The organism is Leptospira ainlahdjerensis (assembly GCF_016919175.1).
GTDB lineage: Bacteria > Spirochaetota > Leptospiria > Leptospirales > Leptospiraceae > Leptospira > Leptospira ainlahdjerensis.
In genome coordinates, this window is the sequence record NZ_JAFFPU010000026.1 from 17,011 (window position 1) to 35,135 (window position 18,125).

19 protein-coding genes and 1 pseudogene are annotated in these 18,125 nt (G+C 40.6%); 9 read left to right on the top strand and 11 right to left on the bottom strand.

All coding sequences use genetic code 11. The features are described 5' to 3' along the window. Positions 1-89: 89 nt before the first annotated feature. The 5 genes from JWG45_RS06685 (at position 90) to JWG45_RS06705 (ending at position 6,543) form a co-directional block, all read left to right on the top strand. A complete protein-coding gene (locus tag JWG45_RS06685; protein ID WP_205278991.1) occupies positions 90-1,097 on the top strand; it encodes an NAD(P)H-dependent glycerol-3-phosphate dehydrogenase in 1,008 nt (335 codons plus the stop codon). Between the two features lie 6 nt (positions 1,098-1,103). Next, positions 1,104-3,689 (top strand): tetratricopeptide repeat protein, encoded by a 2,586-nt coding sequence (locus tag JWG45_RS06690; RefSeq protein ID WP_205278992.1) that lies wholly within the window; start codon positions 1,104-1,106, stop codon positions 3,687-3,689. A gap of 246 nt (positions 3,690-3,935) precedes the next feature. Then, the gene (locus JWG45_RS06695; RefSeq protein WP_205278993.1) at positions 3,936-5,267 is read left to right on the top strand and encodes a hemolysin family protein; all 1,332 of its coding nucleotides are present in this window, start codon (positions 3,936-3,938) and stop codon (positions 5,265-5,267) included. A 22-nt stretch (positions 5,268-5,289) separates the two neighbouring features. Further along, positions 5,290-5,832 carry a phosphopantothenoylcysteine decarboxylase gene (locus JWG45_RS06700; protein ID WP_205278994.1) on the top strand — a complete coding sequence of 181 codons (543 nt, stop codon included), beginning with the start codon at positions 5,290-5,292 and terminating at the stop codon, positions 5,830-5,832. Positions 5,833-5,856: 24 nt separating this feature from the next. Further along, entirely contained in the window at positions 5,857-6,543 is a 687-nt protein-coding gene (locus JWG45_RS06705; protein ID WP_205278995.1) for a phosphopantothenoylcysteine decarboxylase, read from the top strand. 51 nt (positions 6,544-6,594) lie between these two features. On the opposite strand, the gene JWG45_RS22400 is transcribed toward JWG45_RS06705, so the two are convergent. Then, entirely contained in the window at positions 6,595-6,720 is a 126-nt protein-coding gene (locus tag JWG45_RS22400; RefSeq protein WP_010572808.1) for a hypothetical protein, read from the bottom strand. Between the two features lie 98 nt (positions 6,721-6,818). Here JWG45_RS22400 and murB point away from each other — a divergent pair, with 98 nt between their 5' ends. Continuing rightward, the gene (gene murB, locus JWG45_RS06710) at positions 6,819-7,775 is read left to right on the top strand and encodes a UDP-N-acetylmuramate dehydrogenase (protein ID WP_205278996.1); all 957 of its coding nucleotides are present in this window, start codon (positions 6,819-6,821) and stop codon (positions 7,773-7,775) included. Positions 7,776-7,807: 32 nt separating this feature from the next. Here murB and JWG45_RS06715 read toward each other — a convergent pair whose 3' ends face one another. The 4 genes from JWG45_RS06715 to JWG45_RS06730 form a co-directional block, all read right to left on the bottom strand. Beyond that, positions 7,808-8,791, bottom strand: coding sequence for a sensor domain-containing diguanylate cyclase (locus JWG45_RS06715; protein WP_205278997.1), 984 nt, complete (start codon positions 8,789-8,791; stop codon positions 7,808-7,810). A gap of 126 nt (positions 8,792-8,917) precedes the next feature. After that, on the bottom strand, positions 8,918-9,412 hold the full coding sequence (locus JWG45_RS06720) for a DUF1564 family protein (RefSeq protein ID WP_205278998.1): 495 nt from the start codon (positions 9,410-9,412) through the stop codon (positions 8,918-8,920). A 155-nt stretch (positions 9,413-9,567) separates the two neighbouring features. Continuing rightward, a complete protein-coding gene (locus JWG45_RS06725) occupies positions 9,568-10,161 on the bottom strand; it encodes a TetR/AcrR family transcriptional regulator (protein WP_205278999.1) in 594 nt (197 codons plus the stop codon). A gap of 90 nt (positions 10,162-10,251) precedes the next feature. Beyond that, entirely contained in the window at positions 10,252-10,929 is a 678-nt protein-coding gene (locus JWG45_RS06730) for a hypothetical protein (protein ID WP_205279000.1), read from the bottom strand. 131 nt (positions 10,930-11,060) lie between these two features. Here JWG45_RS06730 and JWG45_RS06735 point away from each other — a divergent pair, with 131 nt between their 5' ends. Then, positions 11,061-11,738: an OmpA/MotB family protein gene (locus JWG45_RS06735; protein ID WP_205279001.1), complete on the top strand. Its 678-nt coding sequence runs from the start codon at positions 11,061-11,063 to the stop codon at positions 11,736-11,738. A 20-nt stretch (positions 11,739-11,758) separates the two neighbouring features. Here the strand turns inward: JWG45_RS06735 and JWG45_RS06740 are convergent, their stop codons facing one another. Further along, positions 11,759-12,115 (bottom strand): DoxX family protein, encoded by a 357-nt coding sequence (locus JWG45_RS06740; RefSeq protein WP_205279002.1) that lies wholly within the window; start codon positions 12,113-12,115, stop codon positions 11,759-11,761. Positions 12,116-12,504: 389 nt separating this feature from the next. Here JWG45_RS06740 and JWG45_RS06745 point away from each other — a divergent pair, with 389 nt between their 5' ends. Then, entirely contained in the window at positions 12,505-12,942 is a 438-nt protein-coding gene (locus JWG45_RS06745; protein ID WP_205279003.1) for a CBS domain-containing protein, read from the top strand. Here JWG45_RS06745 and JWG45_RS06750 read toward each other — a convergent pair. The 3 genes from JWG45_RS06750 to JWG45_RS22135 all read right to left on the bottom strand — a co-directional run bounded on the left by JWG45_RS06750 (position 12,931) and on the right by JWG45_RS22135 (position 14,971). Continuing rightward, positions 12,931-14,187 carry a glycosyltransferase family 4 protein gene (locus tag JWG45_RS06750; RefSeq protein WP_205279004.1) on the bottom strand — a complete coding sequence of 419 codons (1,257 nt, stop codon included), beginning with the start codon at positions 14,185-14,187 and terminating at the stop codon, positions 12,931-12,933. The two genes, JWG45_RS06745 and JWG45_RS06750, sit on opposite strands and share 12 nt — an antisense overlap. A 132-nt stretch (positions 14,188-14,319) precedes the next feature. Continuing rightward, entirely contained in the window at positions 14,320-14,712 is a 393-nt protein-coding gene (locus tag JWG45_RS06755; RefSeq protein ID WP_205279005.1) for a YfeK family protein, read from the bottom strand. Positions 14,713-14,833: 121 nt separating this feature from the next. Continuing rightward, positions 14,834-14,971, bottom strand: a complete 138-nt coding sequence (locus JWG45_RS22135) for a hypothetical protein (RefSeq protein ID WP_232380562.1) — start codon at positions 14,969-14,971, stop codon at positions 14,834-14,836. A gap of 492 nt (positions 14,972-15,463) precedes the next feature. Here JWG45_RS22135 and JWG45_RS06765 point away from each other — a divergent pair. Continuing rightward, positions 15,464-15,745: pseudogene (locus JWG45_RS06765) on the top strand (transposase); the annotation flags it as partial. A gap of 315 nt (positions 15,746-16,060) precedes the next feature. On the opposite strand, the gene JWG45_RS06770 reads toward JWG45_RS06765, so the two are convergent. Together JWG45_RS06770 and JWG45_RS06775 are read right to left on the bottom strand one after the other, a co-directional pair. Then, entirely contained in the window at positions 16,061-16,717 is a 657-nt protein-coding gene (locus JWG45_RS06770) for a hypothetical protein (RefSeq protein ID WP_205279006.1), read from the bottom strand. After that, on the bottom strand, positions 16,701-18,125 hold a 1,425-nt coding region (locus JWG45_RS06775), incomplete at its 5' end, for a M23 family metallopeptidase (RefSeq protein WP_232380563.1). The genes JWG45_RS06775 and JWG45_RS06770, both read right to left, overlap by 17 nt.

An 18,125-nucleotide genomic window follows, 5' to 3' on the forward strand; every position in this document is an offset into this window, starting at 1 on the left:
AAATTATTGATTCCAAGTCGGGAATGATTCTTGAGAGCCTATCGGGGAAAGAATTTTTTTCGACTTGATATTGTCATTGAGGAGCTTTCATGAAAATCGGTGTCATCGGATCGGGAAGTTTTGGTACTGCCTTAGGAAGTTTACTGGCTGATAAAGGTTACGATGTTACGCTCTGGTGTAGAAACGATTCTCAGGTTGAAAGTATCAACCGTGATCATATCAACAACAAACACCTTCCGGCTTTTGTCCTTCCGGAAAAACTGGTGGCGAGTAAGGATCTTAAAACGGTCGTTCAAGGAAAAGATATGATCGTTTCTTCTCCTCCGTCGCATGCGCTTACTGAAATTCTGCGAGAAATCAAAGAATATCTTCCGGAAAAAGTCCCTATCGTTTCTGCGAGTAAGGGAATCGAAAACGGAACCCTACGCCTCGTTTCGGAAATTTTCGAATCTGAACTTCCGGGAAAATATCACGCCTATCTTTCTTATCTTTCCGGACCTTCTTTCGCAAAGGAAATCATACAAAAAGTTCCCACGATCGTAAGCATCGCTTCGAAGAACGAAGCCACGGCGCGTAAAGTCCAGGAAATATTTAGTTTCCTATATTTTAGAACTTATTGGACTCCCGACGTGGTAGGCGTTGAGGTCGGAGGTTCTTTGAAAAACGTGATCGCATTGGCGGCGGGAGTGAGCGACGGTCTTGGCTTTGGACAAAACACTCGGGCGGCGTTGATTACGAGAGGTTTGAATGAAATCACAAAGATCGGTTTAAAACTCGGCGCTGATCCGATGACTTTTCTCGGGCCGTCCGGAATGGGTGATTTAATTCTAACTTGTTGCGGAGAACAATCTAGAAATCGTACGGTAGGATTTCGTTTAGGCAAAGGAGAAACACTCGATCAAATTCTTTCGAGCATGAACGAAGTCGCCGAAGGTGTGAAGACAACACAAAGCGCTTACGAGCTTTCTCAAAAATTAGGCATTGAAATGGCGATCACTAACGAAGTCTATAAAATGCTTTACGAAGGTAAGAATCCGAAAGAAGTTGTGAAAGACCTCATGAAGCGCGATTTAAAAAGAGAAGGCGTTTCAGTCTGATTTACATTGAAGCTTCTTTTTTCTAAATTCTGTATTTGTTTTGTTCTGAGTGTCGTCGCCTTTCATTCGATGACGGCTCAGACAAAACAAGAATTCGGATGGGCAAAGGGTTCCGACGGTTTCTCTTTTAATCTCAACGGAAGGTCCGTCTTTCAGTCGAACGCCGAAATTACTTCCTTTCCTGAGAGTCTCAGTCTATTAGAAAAATCTGATTTTCTTTTTTACGCCGGTGAGTATTACATTCTCAACAAGGACGTTAGACGATACGAGTCCGTCTTAAAACTTACGAACAACGCGGAACCGGAGCTGATTCTCGGAGGAATTTTATTAAGAATCTTAAAGGAATTGAATTTTAATTCTAAAGAATCCTCCCGGATTCTTCTTACTCAGTTTGCTAAGAATGAAAAAAATCCTTATCTCAAAGAGTTGGCGGAAGGATTTGATTCTTCGGTGTTCGAGAAAAGATCACCGGATAATTTAAAATGTTCTCGGAAAAACGTATTCTATTCTCTTTGCAAAACTCTGCGTTTAAAAAAATATCTCGAGGATTTTAAGACGGAGGCAAAGTCTCACGAAAGAGAATATCTGAATCTAAACAGAACTCTGGCTCCGTTTTTAGAAGATCCTGAGTTGAAATACATTCCGTTTCTAAGCAATTTTATCTTTAATATCGCGGATCAACTGGCGGAGCTCGGACTTTCCAGAGAAGCGGTTCACTTTCAAAAAATTCTCATCATCTCTGAAAATTTAAGCGGCAGGATCATCGGTTATTCCTATGAAAAACTCGCCTATTACTATTTGATCGGAGGCGATCTTGTTTCGGCGGAAAAGGTTTTGGATTATATTCTTAAATATCATCCCGATTTAAGAACTCCTTACAAAAATCATCTTTACTTAAAGTTAGGCACCATTGCCTATCTCAATCAGGATTATAAGAAGTCCTTGGATTATTATCTCAATCTGGATTTTTTAGAATGGTCTTCTACGATTCTCAATCCGTTTTTAGGAGAACCCATTTCCATCAACAGCGCGAGAGATTTAATTTCGATGGCGATCTGGAGGACTAAAAGTTCTTTCAAGGCGGTCGATGCACTAAAGTCCGTTTCGACTCCTAAAAATTTAACCGAAGACGATCTGTTTACTCGTTTGAGAATCATTCAGATTCTTATGAACGATGAACCGGAGGTCGCCGGAAAAATGGCGACTGAGATTACGTTCCTTGCTCAGAGCAAAGGATGGAAGAGGGTGGAATATTCTTCTACGCTTTTAAACGGATTTATTCATTATAAGAAGAATGATCTTCGAAAAGCGATCATAGAATTTACGAAAGCGTACGGAATTCTAAAATCCGCAGACCCGGTTTATACGGAAGAATGGATTCGACTGACGGGTCTTTTTTATTCTCATAAAGAATCCAGATCCTTAAAAACGGTAAAGGGCGCTTTGGATCAGGCGATCGCGATTACGATTCAGAGAAGACCGGACGATATGCTTCTGCAGTTAAAAAATTATCTTCCAGCGGTTTACGGTGTGAGGGAATTCACGGACGCCGCGATCAACTACTACATAACACACGGTCATACGATCGAACTTTTGGGATTCTTATCAAGATTGGAGCAAAAGGAAGTGATGGGGAATAACGCATATCCGAACACGTTAGTCTCCATTATCGATACGAGCAGAAGAATTTCTTCCTTTCGGGGATTTTATCCCGGACCCAAAGAGCACCTGACTTCGAATCGATCCGAAATCCGCAAAGCCGAAGTGACACGATTGCTGGAAGAATTTGATCCGTTTCGCAATCAAGAAATCCGAAAATCTCATATTCCGATTCTGAGCGTTTTTGTAAGGGATAAAAGGACTTATATTTTTTGGAAACCCGCCGATTCTCAGGAATTGGAATTGAAGGAAATTCCTTCCGAGTCGGCTTCTTCTTTTACGGTTCAGACCATGTTGAAAACTTTGGTCGAATCTTCTTCCAAGAACGACAGTATGCAAATTTATCTCAATGTCGCGGGAATGGAATCGTTCGATTATCTCAAAAAGGAATTTCCGGATATCGACTTTCGCTTGTTTACCAAATTCAGTAAAAAAGAAGACGGTTCCAAGATCGAAAAAGTTTATGTGGGGGATTGTCAGAGCGGAGATTCTCCCGTTAAACCGAACTTCGAAAAGATCGGTTCCGCCTATTTCGAAGGGAATAAACTTTTAACCGGAAGCCATTCTATGATCGTCTGGAATTTGAAAGCGGATAACAATTCTCCAGGAAGTCTGAACGAATACGCGTGGAATTGCGGCGATGATCAGATTCGTTTTTCGAGATTACATCGACGTTATGATTTTCGGAATACACCTCAGAGATTACTCTTTACAAGAGATTCTTTGAGTGGAAACGGTTGGAAGGGAAGATCCGAAGACTTTTTGGATTGGGTTTCCTTTTGGATCAATTCCGGAGTAAACCGAATGTATTATATCAAATCCATCGATTTGAATTCAGAATCGGACATAAACCTTTTGGAAAAACTTTCGCAAGAAACGAACGAACCGGAAGCCTCTTTTCGTGGAATTCGAATTCGAAAACACATGGAATGATTCGAGAGAACTTATTTTATCGCTTTTTATAAACGTTGATTATAAAAAAAATCTATTGTTTTTTTTCTTTTAAACGATCGACATTTTTCGCCAATCTAAGGACTCTATCCAGTAAACTCACATGGACCCCGAAGGTAGTCAGTTCTACATTCCAACAATTTCAGCTTTCCGTTCTTTTTCCCTCAAAACACGGCTCATTCTAAAATCAAATAACCTTAGACCTGCTCTAATCTCAATTCTCCAAACATGGAACTAATCGGCTTTTTTATCATCATTCTTTTAATCTTTGCAAACGGATTCTTCGTTTCCGCGGAATTTGCTTTGGTTTCCATTCGTCCTTCCCGTTTGGAAGAATTGATCAAGGAAAATCGTCCTCTCGCGCTCATCACGAAAAGAGCCGCGCAAAAACTGAATGATATGTTGTCCGTGTGTCAGGTCGGAATTACGGTCGCCAGTCTTTTGTTAGGTTGGGTCGGAGAAGGTTACGTTTCCAGATGGTTGACGATAATTCTGGAAATGTTCGGTTATTCCACGAGCGAAGCGACAATTCACGGTTTGGCGATTACGGTTTCGTTTACGATCATTACTTTTCTTCATATTCTTTTGGGAGAACTTCTTCCGAAGACGATTGCGATTCAGAACACGGAAAAAATCGCACTTTTTATCAGCATTCCTTTGTTCTTTTTTTATTATTCATTTTATCCGATTACTTTTTTCTTAAACGCTCTGACTTCTCTTCTTTTGAAATGGATGGGAATTCAGGAGAATAAAAGTAGAATGATGCATTCTCCCGAAGAGTTGATGATCATCATCGAAGAACAAAACAAACAAGGGAAGATCGATCAGGAAGAATTTCAGATCATTCAGAATACGTTTCAGTTTTCCGAACATCAGGCGAAGGATGTGATGACTCATCGTCTGAGCATTATTGGAATTCCTCACGAAACTACGATGGATTCTTTGATCTCGATCATCGCGGAACATCATTTTTCAAGATATCCAATTTACGAAGGAAACACCGATAAGATCATAGGAATCATCCACGTTCAGACTTATCTCACTTGGCTTTCCAATTCCAAAAAGGGAAGAAAAGAAAAAGTCACGGCGATCATGCAACCTCCGATTTTTGTTCCGGAAGGGCTTTCGATCGAGAAGGTGATGCAGAAACTTCGAGAAAACAAACAGCACATGGCGATCGTCATAGACGAATACGGTGGTGTTTCCGGTTTGTTGACTTTGGAAGATATCATAGAAGAAATTTTCGGACAAATCAGGGACGAGACCGACGATCATGAGACGGATCCGTTTCCGGCGCAACATTCCGATAATTTTGTAATCGATGGAGAAGCGGAATTGGACGACCTAAAAGAGATTCTTGTAGGAGTTCAGGACGAGGAAATCAGCGACATCCGAACGATCGCAGGTTTTATTCTCGGACGATTGGAGGATATGCCTCAAGAAGGTTCTACGATTTCTCTTCAGTCCGGAATTCTTACTGTCGAAAAGATGGAAGGGAATAAGATTCTTTCGGTACGTTTTACAAGAGGAAGCCTGAGTAACAAGGCACAGTCTAAATAGTTAAGAAAGGGATACGAAAAAAATGTCTAATCCTGGAAAAGATATTTTGATCGCAGTTTCAGGAAGTATCGCGGCTTATAAAACTTGTGAACTCGTTCGAAATCTTACTAAAGAAGGTTTTCCCGTTACGGTGATTATGACTGCTCATGCGACCGAATTTATCGGTCCGATTACCTTTGAAGCCTTGACCGGTAAGAAAGTCAGAGTCGATGAATATGAAGAAGGGATGGCTCATATCGAGGCAAAGAATTCCGCTTCGGTTATGGTCGTGGTTCCGGCGACCGCAAATATCATCGGTAAAATGGCGAATGGAATTGCGGATGATCTTGTAACCTCCACCTATCTTGCCGCGAATTGTCCGGTCATTGTCGCTCCTGCAATGAATCCTTTTATGTATGCTCATCCTTCCGTTCAGAGAAATTTAAAACGTCTCTCCGAGGACGGTGTAATTTTGGCCGATCCTACGAACGGCGTTGTCGTTTGCGGCGACGAAGGTTATGGGAAGTTAGCCGAAATCTCGGTCATCCAAAAGTTGATCGTCGATGAGTATAGAAAGAATTCTTAGATAAAAAAAAAGAGAAGTCAAAGAGTGGAATTTTCGAAAGCCGTCGTCACCTCGGGACCTACCAGAGAATGGATCGATCCTGTGCGTTATATTTCCAATGCCTCTTCCGGTAAGATGGGGTTTCACATTGCGGAGGCGATCGCGAAGTGGATTCCGGAAGTCACTTATATTCATGGACAGGTCCAAGGTGAATATAGAAGTCCTGAGGGATCGAGGAGGATTTCCGTTGAAACGACTTCCGAGATGAAGGACGCGGTTCTTTCGGAGATTCAGGGGGCGACGATTTTGATTATGGCCGCGGCTCCGGCGGACTTCCGACCAGCGGAGAGTAAGGAATCGAAAATCAAGAAAGAAGACGGAAGCGAGGTTATTCTTTTGGAATTGGTAAAGAATCCGGACATTCTCAAAGCTGTGAGTTCTGAAATTTTGAGGAAACTAATTCCGGGTTGTTGTCTGGTTGGTTTTGCTGCCGAAACCGATTTTCTCGAAGAACACGCTCTTGGAAAATTGAAGAGTAAAAATCTCAATTATATCGTTGGGAATTATGTCGGGAAAAATGAGAAAGGTTTTGGAGAAGTGGAAACCAGCGTCGTCATCTATTCTCCTTTGGGAAAAGTGGCGGAGATAGGGCCTCTTTCGAAAGCGTTGATTTCCGAAAGAATCGTTGAATTCTTAAAAACGGATGTTTCCAAGGTCGTTACCAGATCGTAGTCCTCTTTTGAGGTCGGAAGACCGGCAAAAGAAAGGTCTTTAAGGGTTTACTTAGACTAAGCCGGCGAGCTTTTCTTGATCCTGAGCTAAAAGGATCACTGATTCGCAATAGGTTTCCCAGTCGGTTCTTCCCGAGGCAAAATCTAAATAAATGGATTCAAGTAGGAGAAAAAACATAAGTCACCTCTCACCAATAGGATCGAATCAAACCAGTAAATTCCTTGAGTTCTTTTTCTTGCAGAGGAGAGTGGAAAAGATCTTTTGAGTGTTAGAATATGTCCCAAACCATTTCCGAATCCCGTATCCGGAATCTGAAAGAATCTTTAGAGCTCTCTAAAATATCCTTTAGGTCGGAAGTCCGGCTTTCCGTCCTATCCTCCTTTAAAATAGGAGGGATTTGCCCTCTCATAGTAGAACCTGAAAACACAGAACAAGTTTTAGAAGTGATTTCAATTTTTAAGAAATCGGAACTTCCCTGGAAAATTCTTGGCGGAGGTTCTAATCTCTTGATCTCAGATCATCCGGATAACTTTGTAACTCTTCGTCTTTCTGGGACGTTTAAAAAATTTGATTCTTTCGAGGAAGGGCGATTTCGAATCGGGGCTGCGACGAATACGACACCTACTTTTCGGCAAATTTCCCAGGCCGGATTTAGGGGGGTGGAATTTTTAAGTACGATCCCGGGATGGACGGGGGGAGCCGTGATTCAGAACGCCGGGTGTTACGGGGGAGAACTTTTTGATTTAATTCAAACTGTAGAATTTTTAAGAAACGACGAAGTTCTTATTAAAAAACCAAATGAAATCGAACATGGCTATCGGTTCACAGAATTCTTAAACCGAAAAGATTCCATCATTTTGGGGATAGAAATTCTTCTGGAAAAAGGGAATTTAGAGGAAATTGAAGAATCTCTTAAAGATAAGAGGGAGAGAAGAAATTCTTCTCAACCCGAAAATAAAAAGAGTGCCGGCTCAGTTTTCAAGAATCCCAAAATTCTTAAGGAAGATGGAAAGGAAATTAAGGCTTGGGAATTGATTGATCGTGCCGGGTTGAGAGGGGCTTTTAAGGGTGGCGCACAGATTTCTCCTGAACACTGTAATTTTATTGTGAATGTCGGAGCTGCAACTGCTTCCGATGTAAATTACCTGGTCGAGCTTGTTTTAGATAAAGTCTTTCAGCAAAGCGGGATTCTCTTAAAAAGGGAGATCGAGTATTTTGGCGATATCCCGTGAATATTTTCTCCGGACTTCCGACCCAAAAAACTTCAATCCTTCGAAGCATACATAGAAAGATCGGCTTCGTGAATAAGCTCTTCTAGTCTTTGAAGTGATCCTACAGACATCCCCCAAGTAAAATGAAAAGATGGATTATTTTCTTTGCATTTTTTTGAAAGAATTGACATGGCCTCGGGAAATCTTCTCTGAGTCTGAAGAATTTTTTCTCGATTCTCGTGCTGAACAAGAACTAAGAATTCATCACCGCCGATTCTAAATATTTTATCCGTTCCACGAATCACATATCGGAGAATATTCGCAAAACGGCAAAGAACCTGGTCTCCTGTTTTGTGTCCGTAAGTGTCATTGATAAGCTTAAAATCATTGAGGTCGAGGAGGGCGACAAGAGTCAGCTGATCTTCCATTCTTCTTCCGGACCATTCTTCTTTGAGATGATTGAGCTTGTTTCTATTGAAAACTCCGGTAAGTGCGTCGCGGAATGCTAAAGTCTTGGTCTCTTCATATTGATTCGAATGAACCAAAGAGATTGCGGTAAAATCTGCGATCGTCTGAAGAATCACTAAATCTTCCTGCGTAAACGAAGTTCCGTCGAAACGATTTACAAGTTCAATCACTCCGTGAACTTGACCTCGAAAAATCATGGGAACCGCAATGATTGTTTTCGTTTCAAATCCGGTCCGGTCATCTACCTTGGAGGAGAATCTTGGATCGTCCCTCGCATTTTCCACGAAGACTGGGTTTTTGGTTTCCACGACGGAACCCGCGATTCCTTCTCCAAATTTTAAACGAATATTCTTAATTCTATCAAGTTCAAGACCTTCTGCGATAAGAAAGAAGAGCTCTTCCGAACTCTCATCATATCGCATAAGACTCCAGTTTTCAGGACTGAAAAACAATCTTACTTCTTCCATCACTGCGTCTAAGATTTCCTGTTGCTCGAGAGAAGAAGTAATGATTTTTCCAATGGAAGAATACAACTTTATGAGCTCAGGTTTGGGATCTTTTAAAGGCATAGTTAATTTTTCTCTTTAAGCGAAAAGGATGAATTTTATTATCTTTTTGAGTGCGAGTTTCTATTTTATGCGGCAAAACTCGTTTTTATCAAGATATTTCCTTTTCTCCCATCGTTTTTTATTCTTTTACCAATCTACAATCAATTCGAAGGTTATTTGATCCCTTTTGGGTGAGAATTTTTGAATTAAGCTTTGAATTCTGTATTTAGAATTCTTCTCTTTTTTTTGGGAACTTTCTCTTTCTTCATTTTTTTCCATTTCTAAAAGAAGAACAAAGGTTTTACACATTGATATTCCTAAGTATCTTGCTATTGATCGGAGTTCCGCCCAGTCTCCCTCCTTTGGACGAAAGGAAAGCCTTTTTAGGTTTTGTGCCTTTCTTTGATAAGAAGTCCTTTCCGAAAAATGAGGTCTTTGCTCTTGGAGTATTTGCGTTTTATATTCTTTTAGAAGAACGTCTAGATAAGCGCTTAAACTTTTATTTTTTCCGATTCTTTCCAAAGTATAAGAATAAAGTTGAAATGGAACGTAGAGATCGGCCGTAAAACTGCCCAATCTTCGGGTGTCTCTCAACTTTCTTTCATGTGAGAATTTGTTTCTCTTTAGATTTTTTCCGTCCATTACCCGGAACGGTTCCCGAAAAGTTTTCGAGAGAGCAGAATTTACGATTTTTTTTGCAAAATATAGAAGGAGTTCCGACCAATTTCACCGAAAGAAACGATTTTCCTGGTAGAAAAAGGGCTCCCTTTGCGAGCCCTTTTTCCGGAGCTCCGACCCTAAATCCCCAAAATCAACGCAATCCGATCCTCCAGACCGCGAACCCGATCCAAATACAATGCCTCTACGGAACAAGCCAAAACTAAACTGTGCAAAAGATCCACACAAAGAGAAAGTTTTTCTTCCTTTCTTTGAATCCATTCGTTTCTCTCAAAGGCAACTTCGAGCAATCTTCTATATTGACTTCCGTATCTTTCTGTATATTCATTTTGCAAATTGACAGGAGCCGAGTAGATCAAACTAAAAGGGAGTCTTGCTTTATCCGGATATTCTTTTGCAGTCAAGGCGATTGCTCGGAAAATGGAAATAACTTCCGCGTGAAGGCCTTGGTCTCTCACGATTCTTCTTCTGATTTCATTGAGAATAAGAAGATGAGTAGCGATGAGAGCCTTTCTAAAAAGATTTTCTTTTGAATGAAAATGATGATAGATACTAGGTTGTTCCAAGCCGCACTCTTTGCTGATTTCACGTAGGGAGGTTCCATGAAATCCTTTTTTAGAAAACGCAATTGCTGCGCCTTCCAAAATTCTTTCTCGAGAATTTTTATAGTCCCTGTTTAACGGATAAAGGGGACTTCCGTCTTTTCTTAACACTTGCTTCGTATCTCCGGTTTTAGAGATCTTTCTTTATATATTGATCTTAAAACGTTTTTTCAAATATCTTAATATTCGCACACTCAAACGTCAAAATTCTTTTTTAAAAACCTCGAAATAATTTCTGGTATCGTTAGGCAAAATAGATGGAGAAGGTCCAAATCCTGGATTGTTCTGATTGGGATTGTATTGACCTTTGTTTTCTTTCTTATTCTCGTTTCCTTGGTAACCGATGAGAGTGCTGAACAAAAGTTCAAAATTTGCAACATTCAAAGTCGAATCTTCTAAAGTAATTTCGACTAAAAAATGATTTCCGGAACTTGTGTAATCGAACTCGTAAAAAAAGACAGGGTCTGCATAAGAGGAAAAAATCGGAGCGATCTTCTTATCTTTTTTATCACTTCTATAAATTTGAATCAGAATCGAATGGGCTACATCGTCGTGGGCCAAACCGATTCCTAGTTTGTATTTTTGCGTTCCTTCTTCCTGGATGGAAGGAAGATGAATCTTATAAATCACAGAGTTCCCTTTAAAAACGGCTCCATTGAACTGGTGTTTTTTTTCGACGTTGTATCCGGAATCCCGAAGATTTCTTCTCACTTCTTCCAGGAAAACTCGCAGCTCTTTTTTTTCTTCATTCGATTTACCGTTTACGGACGTACCCGCAGGAGTTCTATCTTGAGAATGGAGAAAGTATGGTGCGTAAAAAACGACTAAAAGCGATAGTATCGGGATAATTTTGAGTATTTTTGAAATGGATCCGTTCATTTTGTTCTCTACTTATGTAGTTTAGTCGAGGATCTACATGATGAAAAGATTTTTTTATTCATTCATATCCCCCTTTTGTTTTTTTCGATCCGACCGACATTGATATAAGATACTTACTGGGATGGAATTCTATGCAATTTAAGGCTCTCCTCGCTCTTTTTTTTATTCTTTCTTTCGGGAACTGTGTTTCGAATGCAAAATACGATTCTCTTTTAAAGGCTTACGAGGATTCTAAACTCGAAAATCAGAGAATTGTAAACGAGAAAGAAGGACTTTTAAATTCCTTAGAAGAATTAAAAAGAATCCAAGAAGAATCTGATAAAAGAATTCGGGAATACAAGGGACTCATGTCGACCTTTCAATCCATGATCGATTCCGGGAAACTCAAGATTAAGATCATAGACGGAAGAATGGTGGTGGTTCTTTCATCCGATATTCTTTTCCCGGTGGGTTCGGCGTTTCTTTCTCCCTCGGGAACTGCCGCGATTCGTGAAGTGACGACCCTTCTTGCTTCCTTGGACGGAAAACGTTTTCAAATCGAAGGTCATACCGACGATACTCCGACCGGAATCAAAGGTTATACCAATTGGGAGCTGGCGTCTTCCAGGGCTTTGAACGTACTTCACACGATGGTGAAGGCGGGAATGCCGGAAATAAGAATCAGCGCTGCATCTATGGGTGCGTCCAGGCCGGCGCTTCCGAATACTTCTCCTGAAAATAGATCCTCAAATCGAAGGATTGAAATCGTAATCGTTCCGGATCTTTCCAATCTTCCGGGTATGGAAGAATTGAAGAAGTATTCGAATTAGAATATTCTAAACTTTTAATCTTATACGAATGTATATGCCCAGTAGATCAAAACGATTTGTAGCGGAAGTCTGATAAGGAGGGTCCATTTCGGAGGATCCGATTTTCTTCTCGATTGATAGTGATACAGATTGGCGGGAAAAACGGCGATCAAAAGTAGAACGACACCCCATGCTCCGATCGATCTTGTTTCAGGAAACAAAAGTAGAAAACCGAGTCCGATTTCAACGAGTCCGCTGATCCAAACCACGAACTTCGGATAGGGGATATAAGGAGGCATGATTCTCAGATAAAATTTCGGTAATACAAAGTGGAGTATTCCCGCAATGATATAAAGAAAAGCCATTGTGTAAAGGCTGTAGGCGATAGTTTCAGGCATAATCCTTTCCTTTTGAAATAAGAGATTATAGCAGAATTTGATGAAAATAGATTTTAAAAAAAATCAAACCGCCCTTTTTTCTCGACCTCGATTTCGGTTTTTTTGTTTTCTAATTTTCATCTGAAAACCTCCAACCCTAAGAGAGCTGATTTGTTTTTGACGAAATTCTTCCTTACGATAGAGGTCTTTTCTCTGCTGGAACCGATTTGAATTCAAATTCATAGGCAGAACTCTCCTGGCTCTGAAATTATTCGGTCATCATAGGAAATTCCGATAAAGTACAAGGAAAAAATGACCTTTTGGATTTTTTTTTCCATTTTATTACTCAGGTTAGGCACAACGTCTGAAATCTTCTTTCCTCAGATTTTCGTCCAATCAGTTTATAAGCCATGGATTTAAACAAACCTCTAAAACAAGTGATGACGACGAGAATTATTACGGTAAACCTAGATGATTCGGTTTCTAGGATTGGAAGAATTTTCGACAGCTTGGAATTTCATCATCTACTCGTAATCGATGATCAGAAAAAACTCATCGGTGTAATCTCGGATCGGGATTATTTAAAAGCGATCAGTCCTTTCGTCGGTACGAGATTGGAAAGGGTTCAAGACGATCTTACAAAGAAAAAAACGGCGTCTCAACTGATGAGCTCATTTCTAATCACCGCTTCAATGGATCAGACCATTCGATACGCGATCGAACTGATGATGCGCTATAAAATCTCTTGTCTTCCTGTGATGGACGATCGCGGAGAAATTGCGGGGATCGTAACTTCCAGAGACATTCTTAAAGAATCCCTGGTTCTTCCTCAAGGTTCAAATTCTTGATTCGGCGATTTTCAATGAAGTAAGGTTCGTTTGCGCCGTTCGTCTTTTTTGAATTAAGGAAATTGAATATTCGGAATAGATACTTTCCAAAGACTCCGCTACTTTGTTCCAACTACAATCAAGCGCCTTTTTTCGGGCCTTGACGGCCATTTTTTTTCTAAGAACCGTTTGATTGGAAAGAAAGCAGGACATATCGATAAATTCTTCTTTTTTCCCGAAGGCCGGTAAGAATGCGGAAGAACCGTGTTCTAAATAAGAACCGGCGGCTGCGTATTGATAAGCGACCAAGGCGATTCCGCTCGCCATCGCTTCGAGAATGACGTTGCCGAACGTTTCGGTCGTACTTGGAAAAAGAAAAAGATCCCCGGAAGCAAAGCATTTCGCCAATTCTTCTCCCTTCTTTAAACCAGCAAAAATCAAATCCGGATTCTTTTTTTGCAATGACTCTTTGAGAGGTCCTTCTCCTACTAAAACCATCTTGGCATTTGAATTGTTTTCTTGGATCTTTCGAAACGCTTGGATACTCAGTTCGATATTTTTTTCTGCGGCAATCCGACCGACATACAAAACTACGAGTTGGTCTTTGGAAACTCCCCATTTTTTTCTCAGATTAGAATCTCTTTTGGAAGGATGAAAAAGTTCGGCGTCGATTCCTCTTGAGACAACTTGAACGTTATCATAACCCTGTTTTATAAGTTTTTCAACGACGTCTTGGGAAGGTGTGAGCGTGATCTCCGTTTTATTGTGAAAATTTCGTAGATACGTTTCCACAATTTTTCCGGCGAAACCTACCTTATAGTATTGAGCGTAAGAATGGAAGTTGGTTCTGAAATCGCTTACAACAGGAATTCCTAAATCATTTGCCGCTCTGACTGCGGACCAACCGAGAGGTCCTTCAGTTACAACGTGGACAATGTCCGGTCTTTCTTTTTTGAAATGTCGCTTTAAAATTCGCTTCGCCGGAAATCCAAAGCGCATATCGGAATACATCGGAATTCCACATCCCGCCATGAGAACTTCACGATATCTTTCTCTCGTGTTGTTTTGATCTCTAAGTCCTTGCCTCGGACGAAAAAGAAGAATGTCATTCCCTCTGTCTACGAGGTCGTTTACCATTCTATAGAGAGTTTTTGCAACTCCGTTGATTTCCGGATGATAAGTTTCGGTGACAAAGGCGATTCGGAAATTTCTTTTGGGAGCGATTGGAGAAGAAGAAACTTCGATCGATTTAAAATTAGATCTCATACCCAGTATCGTACTGGGATGAGGTTGTGATTCCATTAAGGAATGATTAAATTTCGGTTACAGAACGGATTCTTTAAAATGAAAGCTACTTCGGGATCCGAAAGAATTCTTTGAATCCAACCCCAGTTATAATTATTTTTTCTTATTCTTCGGAGTCTTTGCGGGCTCGTTCTTCTTTTTGGAAATTTCTTCCCATTTTCCTTTGAGCCATACCGCGGATTCTATCGTTTTACCGTCTGCGAATTTTACTAAATAAGGTTTTCCGGTAACGCTGGATTTAGAGCCGATATATTCGATAAAGCTCGGGATCGTTTGAATTTTACCGTCAGTTGCTTTCAGCTTTCGCTCCATGTGTTCTCTTGCTTCTTTTGGATCGTGTTCGGCTCCGTTTCGGATGAATTTACATTCACAAGATTCTAAAGAGTTCATCAATAGATTCAAATCGTTTTGAAAATTGGAAGTGTCTTCGGCTCCGATGGAAAACGATAAGAGGGATATAAGTAACCAAATTAATTTTTTTTTCATCTTCATTGTTCCTGAATGTATTCTTTGTTACATATTTTCATGCTTCGATTTAGAAAAAAATAGAATACGATTTAGATCCTCCTTTTTTTATCGGGTTCATTTTTTTACCGAATTCTAAACTTTAGAATTCGATCGGTGTAAAGATCGCCAAGTGAAACGTTCTGAATTCATAAGTATAACCGTTGTCTTTGAACAAAGGACCTCCGAAGGCGAGTCGGAATTTGAAATAGCCGATCTTTGGCGTTTCAAAAAAGAACATAAATGAGAAAATCTGTTGTTTGCTAAAATTCACCTGAGATCTTGAAAGGCTGCCTAACGTAAGGGCTTCCAGAGGGGAATAAGCGCCTTTGCCACTCTCGCTATTTTTTTTGAAAGTCCTGATATCCGGACTGCTAATTTAGGTTTCGGAGAGAAGATGATACATCGTAGCCTACCTTTACTTCCTGAAAACTTCGAAAACTCATTTCCACTCCCGTTCTCGGCGGGTTGTATCATACCTATCATTACGAAAACGTAGCCTAATGTTTCCCTTGTGAGCGTTCTGAAAACTCGTCATGAAAACGAGTTCGCTGACCCATGCCCTGACATTTCTTTTCTTTCTAAAAGTTGATCCAAAAATCATGAAATTCAACTTTTGAATACGATTTTGAGATTAAAAACCCCCGATTTGAGATTCGGTTTGATTGAAAATCAAATCAGAGATTCGTTATATTAGAAAAATATCCGCAAGGTTAATTTTTGCGAGACTCAGGATATTACGTTTTCAAACAGTATGATCGAAGCCGTGAACAAAAAGATGAAATATGAATTTCTCTTTCCGAAAAAGCTTTTCTCTTTTCAAGATGTAATGCAAACGTTAGAACTTGCGGTTCCGGAATACAATGCTCGTCCCAGCGGTGTTTTATTCGGTTATTCTCCGAATGAAGTTTTGGCAGGGGAGATCCCAGATCCGCTTCGTTTTTCTCGTTTTATCAAAGAGGCCGCCTCGAAAAGGCCAAGTGTCAACAAACAGGATCTTTGCGGTTCTTGTTGAGGGATTTTTGGAAAGTCCGGATATCCGGACCATCCAATTTAGGTTTCACAGAGAAGGTGCACCCTAACGTTTCCCTTGTGAGCGTTCTGAAAACTCGTCATGAAAACGAGTTCGCTGACCCATGCCCTGACATTTCTTTTCTTTCTAAAAGTTGATCCAAAAATCATGAAATTCAACTTTTGAATACGATTTTGAGATTAAAAACCCCCGATTTGAGATTCGGTTTGATTGAAAAGCGAATCAGGGATTCGTTATATTAGAAAAATATCCGCAAGGTTAGTTTTTGCGAGGCTCAGGTGCACAGGGTCAGGTAAATCACAGCCTGTAAAGAATAGAACCTTCTTCCAATATGTGATACAAATCACTTTCTTTAACCTGAGCATCAGGTAAAATTCCATCCCCGACAACTTTCGCAGAAAAAATAATTTTAATAGCATTGGGCTTCAAGAAACTAAATTTAAGAATCAATTGACCATTTGCCGAGATCGAGCATGTTCCACTGGAACATGCATACTTGGGATCTTCATATTTCAGATAACCTACACCTGCATAAGGGTTTACAAGAACTTTAGATTTTTCTACTTCAAGATTAAGAAAACTGGATAAATCTTGTGGAAATTTAGCTCCAAAAGAAACCCATCTACCGATAGGATTCTGCCCTAATGTTTCATTAGGATTTAAAATATTTTTTAATGCCCATCCAACTTCACCTGTTTCTTTTTTTAAAAGTATCCAGGTAAAACTTTCTGAATACCCCCCCATCTCGTCGGTAAAAGAAATACTTTCTTCTTTTTGAACTTCAAATTTTTCTCCAAGCTTTAAACTTTCAACTCTTGACATATCAGAATTTAAAGCTTGGTATAAAGGAATTTCTTCAACGAAGTCATTAACGATCCAATTGGTTTTGGATTTACATGTATAAACAAATAACAATATCCAAATAGCAATCAGCGATTTAATTTTTATTTGCATTGAATTTCTCCCATGAAAACTCTAAAGGATCAAGTTGAACTCTATCTTTGCCCACATATTTATTCACTTCTTGATGAATGTGAGCCCCTCCTGGAGTGTTTCCAGATTGACCAGATAGAGCGATGACCTCACCTTTAAAAACTTTCTGACCATCCTTAACTAAGACTTTTGAATTGTGAGCATAATATGTATATACTGTTTCACCCTTCGCATTGGTGTGACGTATCGAAACAGACGCCCCTCCAAGTTTTGTATCTTTCCCTGGGGCTACCGGATAGCGCAAGTAATCATCGGGTTTATTTCTTGCGATCGTAACAACACCATCCTCCAATGCGGCCACTGGCGTCCCAATTGGTGTCATAAGATCTAAGCCTCCATGAATTTTGCCCGTTCGAGGTTGAGAAAACGTACCATCTGTTTTTTCATTAAATGGAATGGACGTCCTTGCTCCATTCGGATATTCCGTTAAGCCACCTGATATTTTAGGTGTATTCGAATTTGCTTTTTCCTGATTTCCCTTGTCGGCTGGAGCCCTTAACTCGGCTGATCTATCAGACTGTGGCTTCAACCCAGCCCTTTGGCTTTCTAAGTGTTTCAATTCATCCATTTTTTGGGAAATGATTTTCGCGGCCACTTTCTCTGGAGTAATACCGGATTCATCCATTGCGCCGTTACCGCTTACAAGTGAAACTCCTTCTTCAAGCTCTCTTTTCAATTTAGAGATTCTTTCATCTAAACTATGCTCAGGAGAATCAGGTTTTTTAGAATTATTCGGATCGGAGGATGTCCCACGACTTGCATCCCCGTCTCCCTCGTTCCTTCTTCCCGCAACTTCAACCCCAATCCCAGCCAAGGTCGCCGCGCCTTGTTCAGCATTGTTTTTGTTTTGAGCGGATTTAGAACGTTCTGCTTCCTGCATATCCGCGTCTTCTTTCGCCTTTCCCGAAACAAAGTCAGCCTTCCACTTGTCGTTTAGAAAGTTCGTGTTCGCTTGAAAACCTCCAGACTGGCTCCAGGTTCCTGCGTTCACGCCACCCGCTGCTGTAAGAGACGCGGATACTCCATCTCTTTGATTCCAGTTTAAGCTTCCTCCAGTTCCTTTCATCTGGTTTGCAAGGGAGTTCTTGGGTTGGTTATTGTCTCCGGGGGCTTCGTAGCCGATGTTTCCTCCCACTCCGCCTTTCTCACTCCAGCTCAGTCCTGCGTTCACTCCGCTGCTGAAACTTTTGCTCAAGCTCGCTCCGAATCCGTCTCCTTGGCTGTAACTGAGCGCTAAACCGTTTCCACTCTCTGTGGTAAAGCCTGCGTTTCCGCTTACACTCTTGGTTTTGGTGTTGTAGCTCAGTCCCGCATTGAATCCGCCTTTTGTCAAACCTACATCGATCGTCGCTCCACCGTGTTCTGTGAT

Coding starts and splice junctions, on each gene's coding strand:
- JWG45_RS06685 (WP_205278991.1), top strand. CDS start 90: ATGAAAATCGGTGTCATCGGATCGGGAAGTTTTGGTACTGCCTTAGGA.
- JWG45_RS06695 (WP_205278993.1), top strand. CDS start 3,936: ATGGAACTAATCGGCTTTTTTATCATCATTCTTTTAATCTTTGCAAAC.
- JWG45_RS06700 (WP_205278994.1), top strand. CDS start 5,290: ATGTCTAATCCTGGAAAAGATATTTTGATCGCAGTTTCAGGAAGTATC.
- JWG45_RS22400 (WP_010572808.1), bottom strand. CDS start 6,720: ATGTTTTTTCTCCTACTTGAATCCATTTATTTAGATTTTGCCTCGGGA.
- murB (WP_205278996.1), top strand. CDS start 6,819: ATGTCCCAAACCATTTCCGAATCCCGTATCCGGAATCTGAAAGAATCT.
- JWG45_RS06715 (WP_205278997.1), bottom strand. CDS start 8,791: ATGCCTTTAAAAGATCCCAAACCTGAGCTCATAAAGTTGTATTCTTCC.
- JWG45_RS06720 (WP_205278998.1), bottom strand. CDS start 9,412: ATGGACGGAAAAAATCTAAAGAGAAACAAATTCTCACATGAAAGAAAG.
- JWG45_RS06730 (WP_205279000.1), bottom strand. CDS start 10,929: ATGAACGGATCCATTTCAAAAATACTCAAAATTATCCCGATACTATCG.
- JWG45_RS06735 (WP_205279001.1), top strand. CDS start 11,061: ATGCAATTTAAGGCTCTCCTCGCTCTTTTTTTTATTCTTTCTTTCGGG.
- JWG45_RS06740 (WP_205279002.1), bottom strand. CDS start 12,115: ATGCCTGAAACTATCGCCTACAGCCTTTACACAATGGCTTTTCTTTAT.
- JWG45_RS06745 (WP_205279003.1), top strand. CDS start 12,505: ATGGATTTAAACAAACCTCTAAAACAAGTGATGACGACGAGAATTATT.
- JWG45_RS06750 (WP_205279004.1), bottom strand. CDS start 14,187: ATGAGATCTAATTTTAAATCGATCGAAGTTTCTTCTTCTCCAATCGCT.
- JWG45_RS06755 (WP_205279005.1), bottom strand. CDS start 14,712: ATGAAAAAAAAATTAATTTGGTTACTTATATCCCTCTTATCGTTTTCC.
- JWG45_RS22135 (WP_232380562.1), bottom strand. CDS start 14,971: ATGTTCTTTTTTGAAACGCCAAAGATCGGCTATTTCAAATTCCGACTC.
- JWG45_RS06770 (WP_205279006.1), bottom strand. CDS start 16,717: ATGCAAATAAAAATTAAATCGCTGATTGCTATTTGGATATTGTTATTT.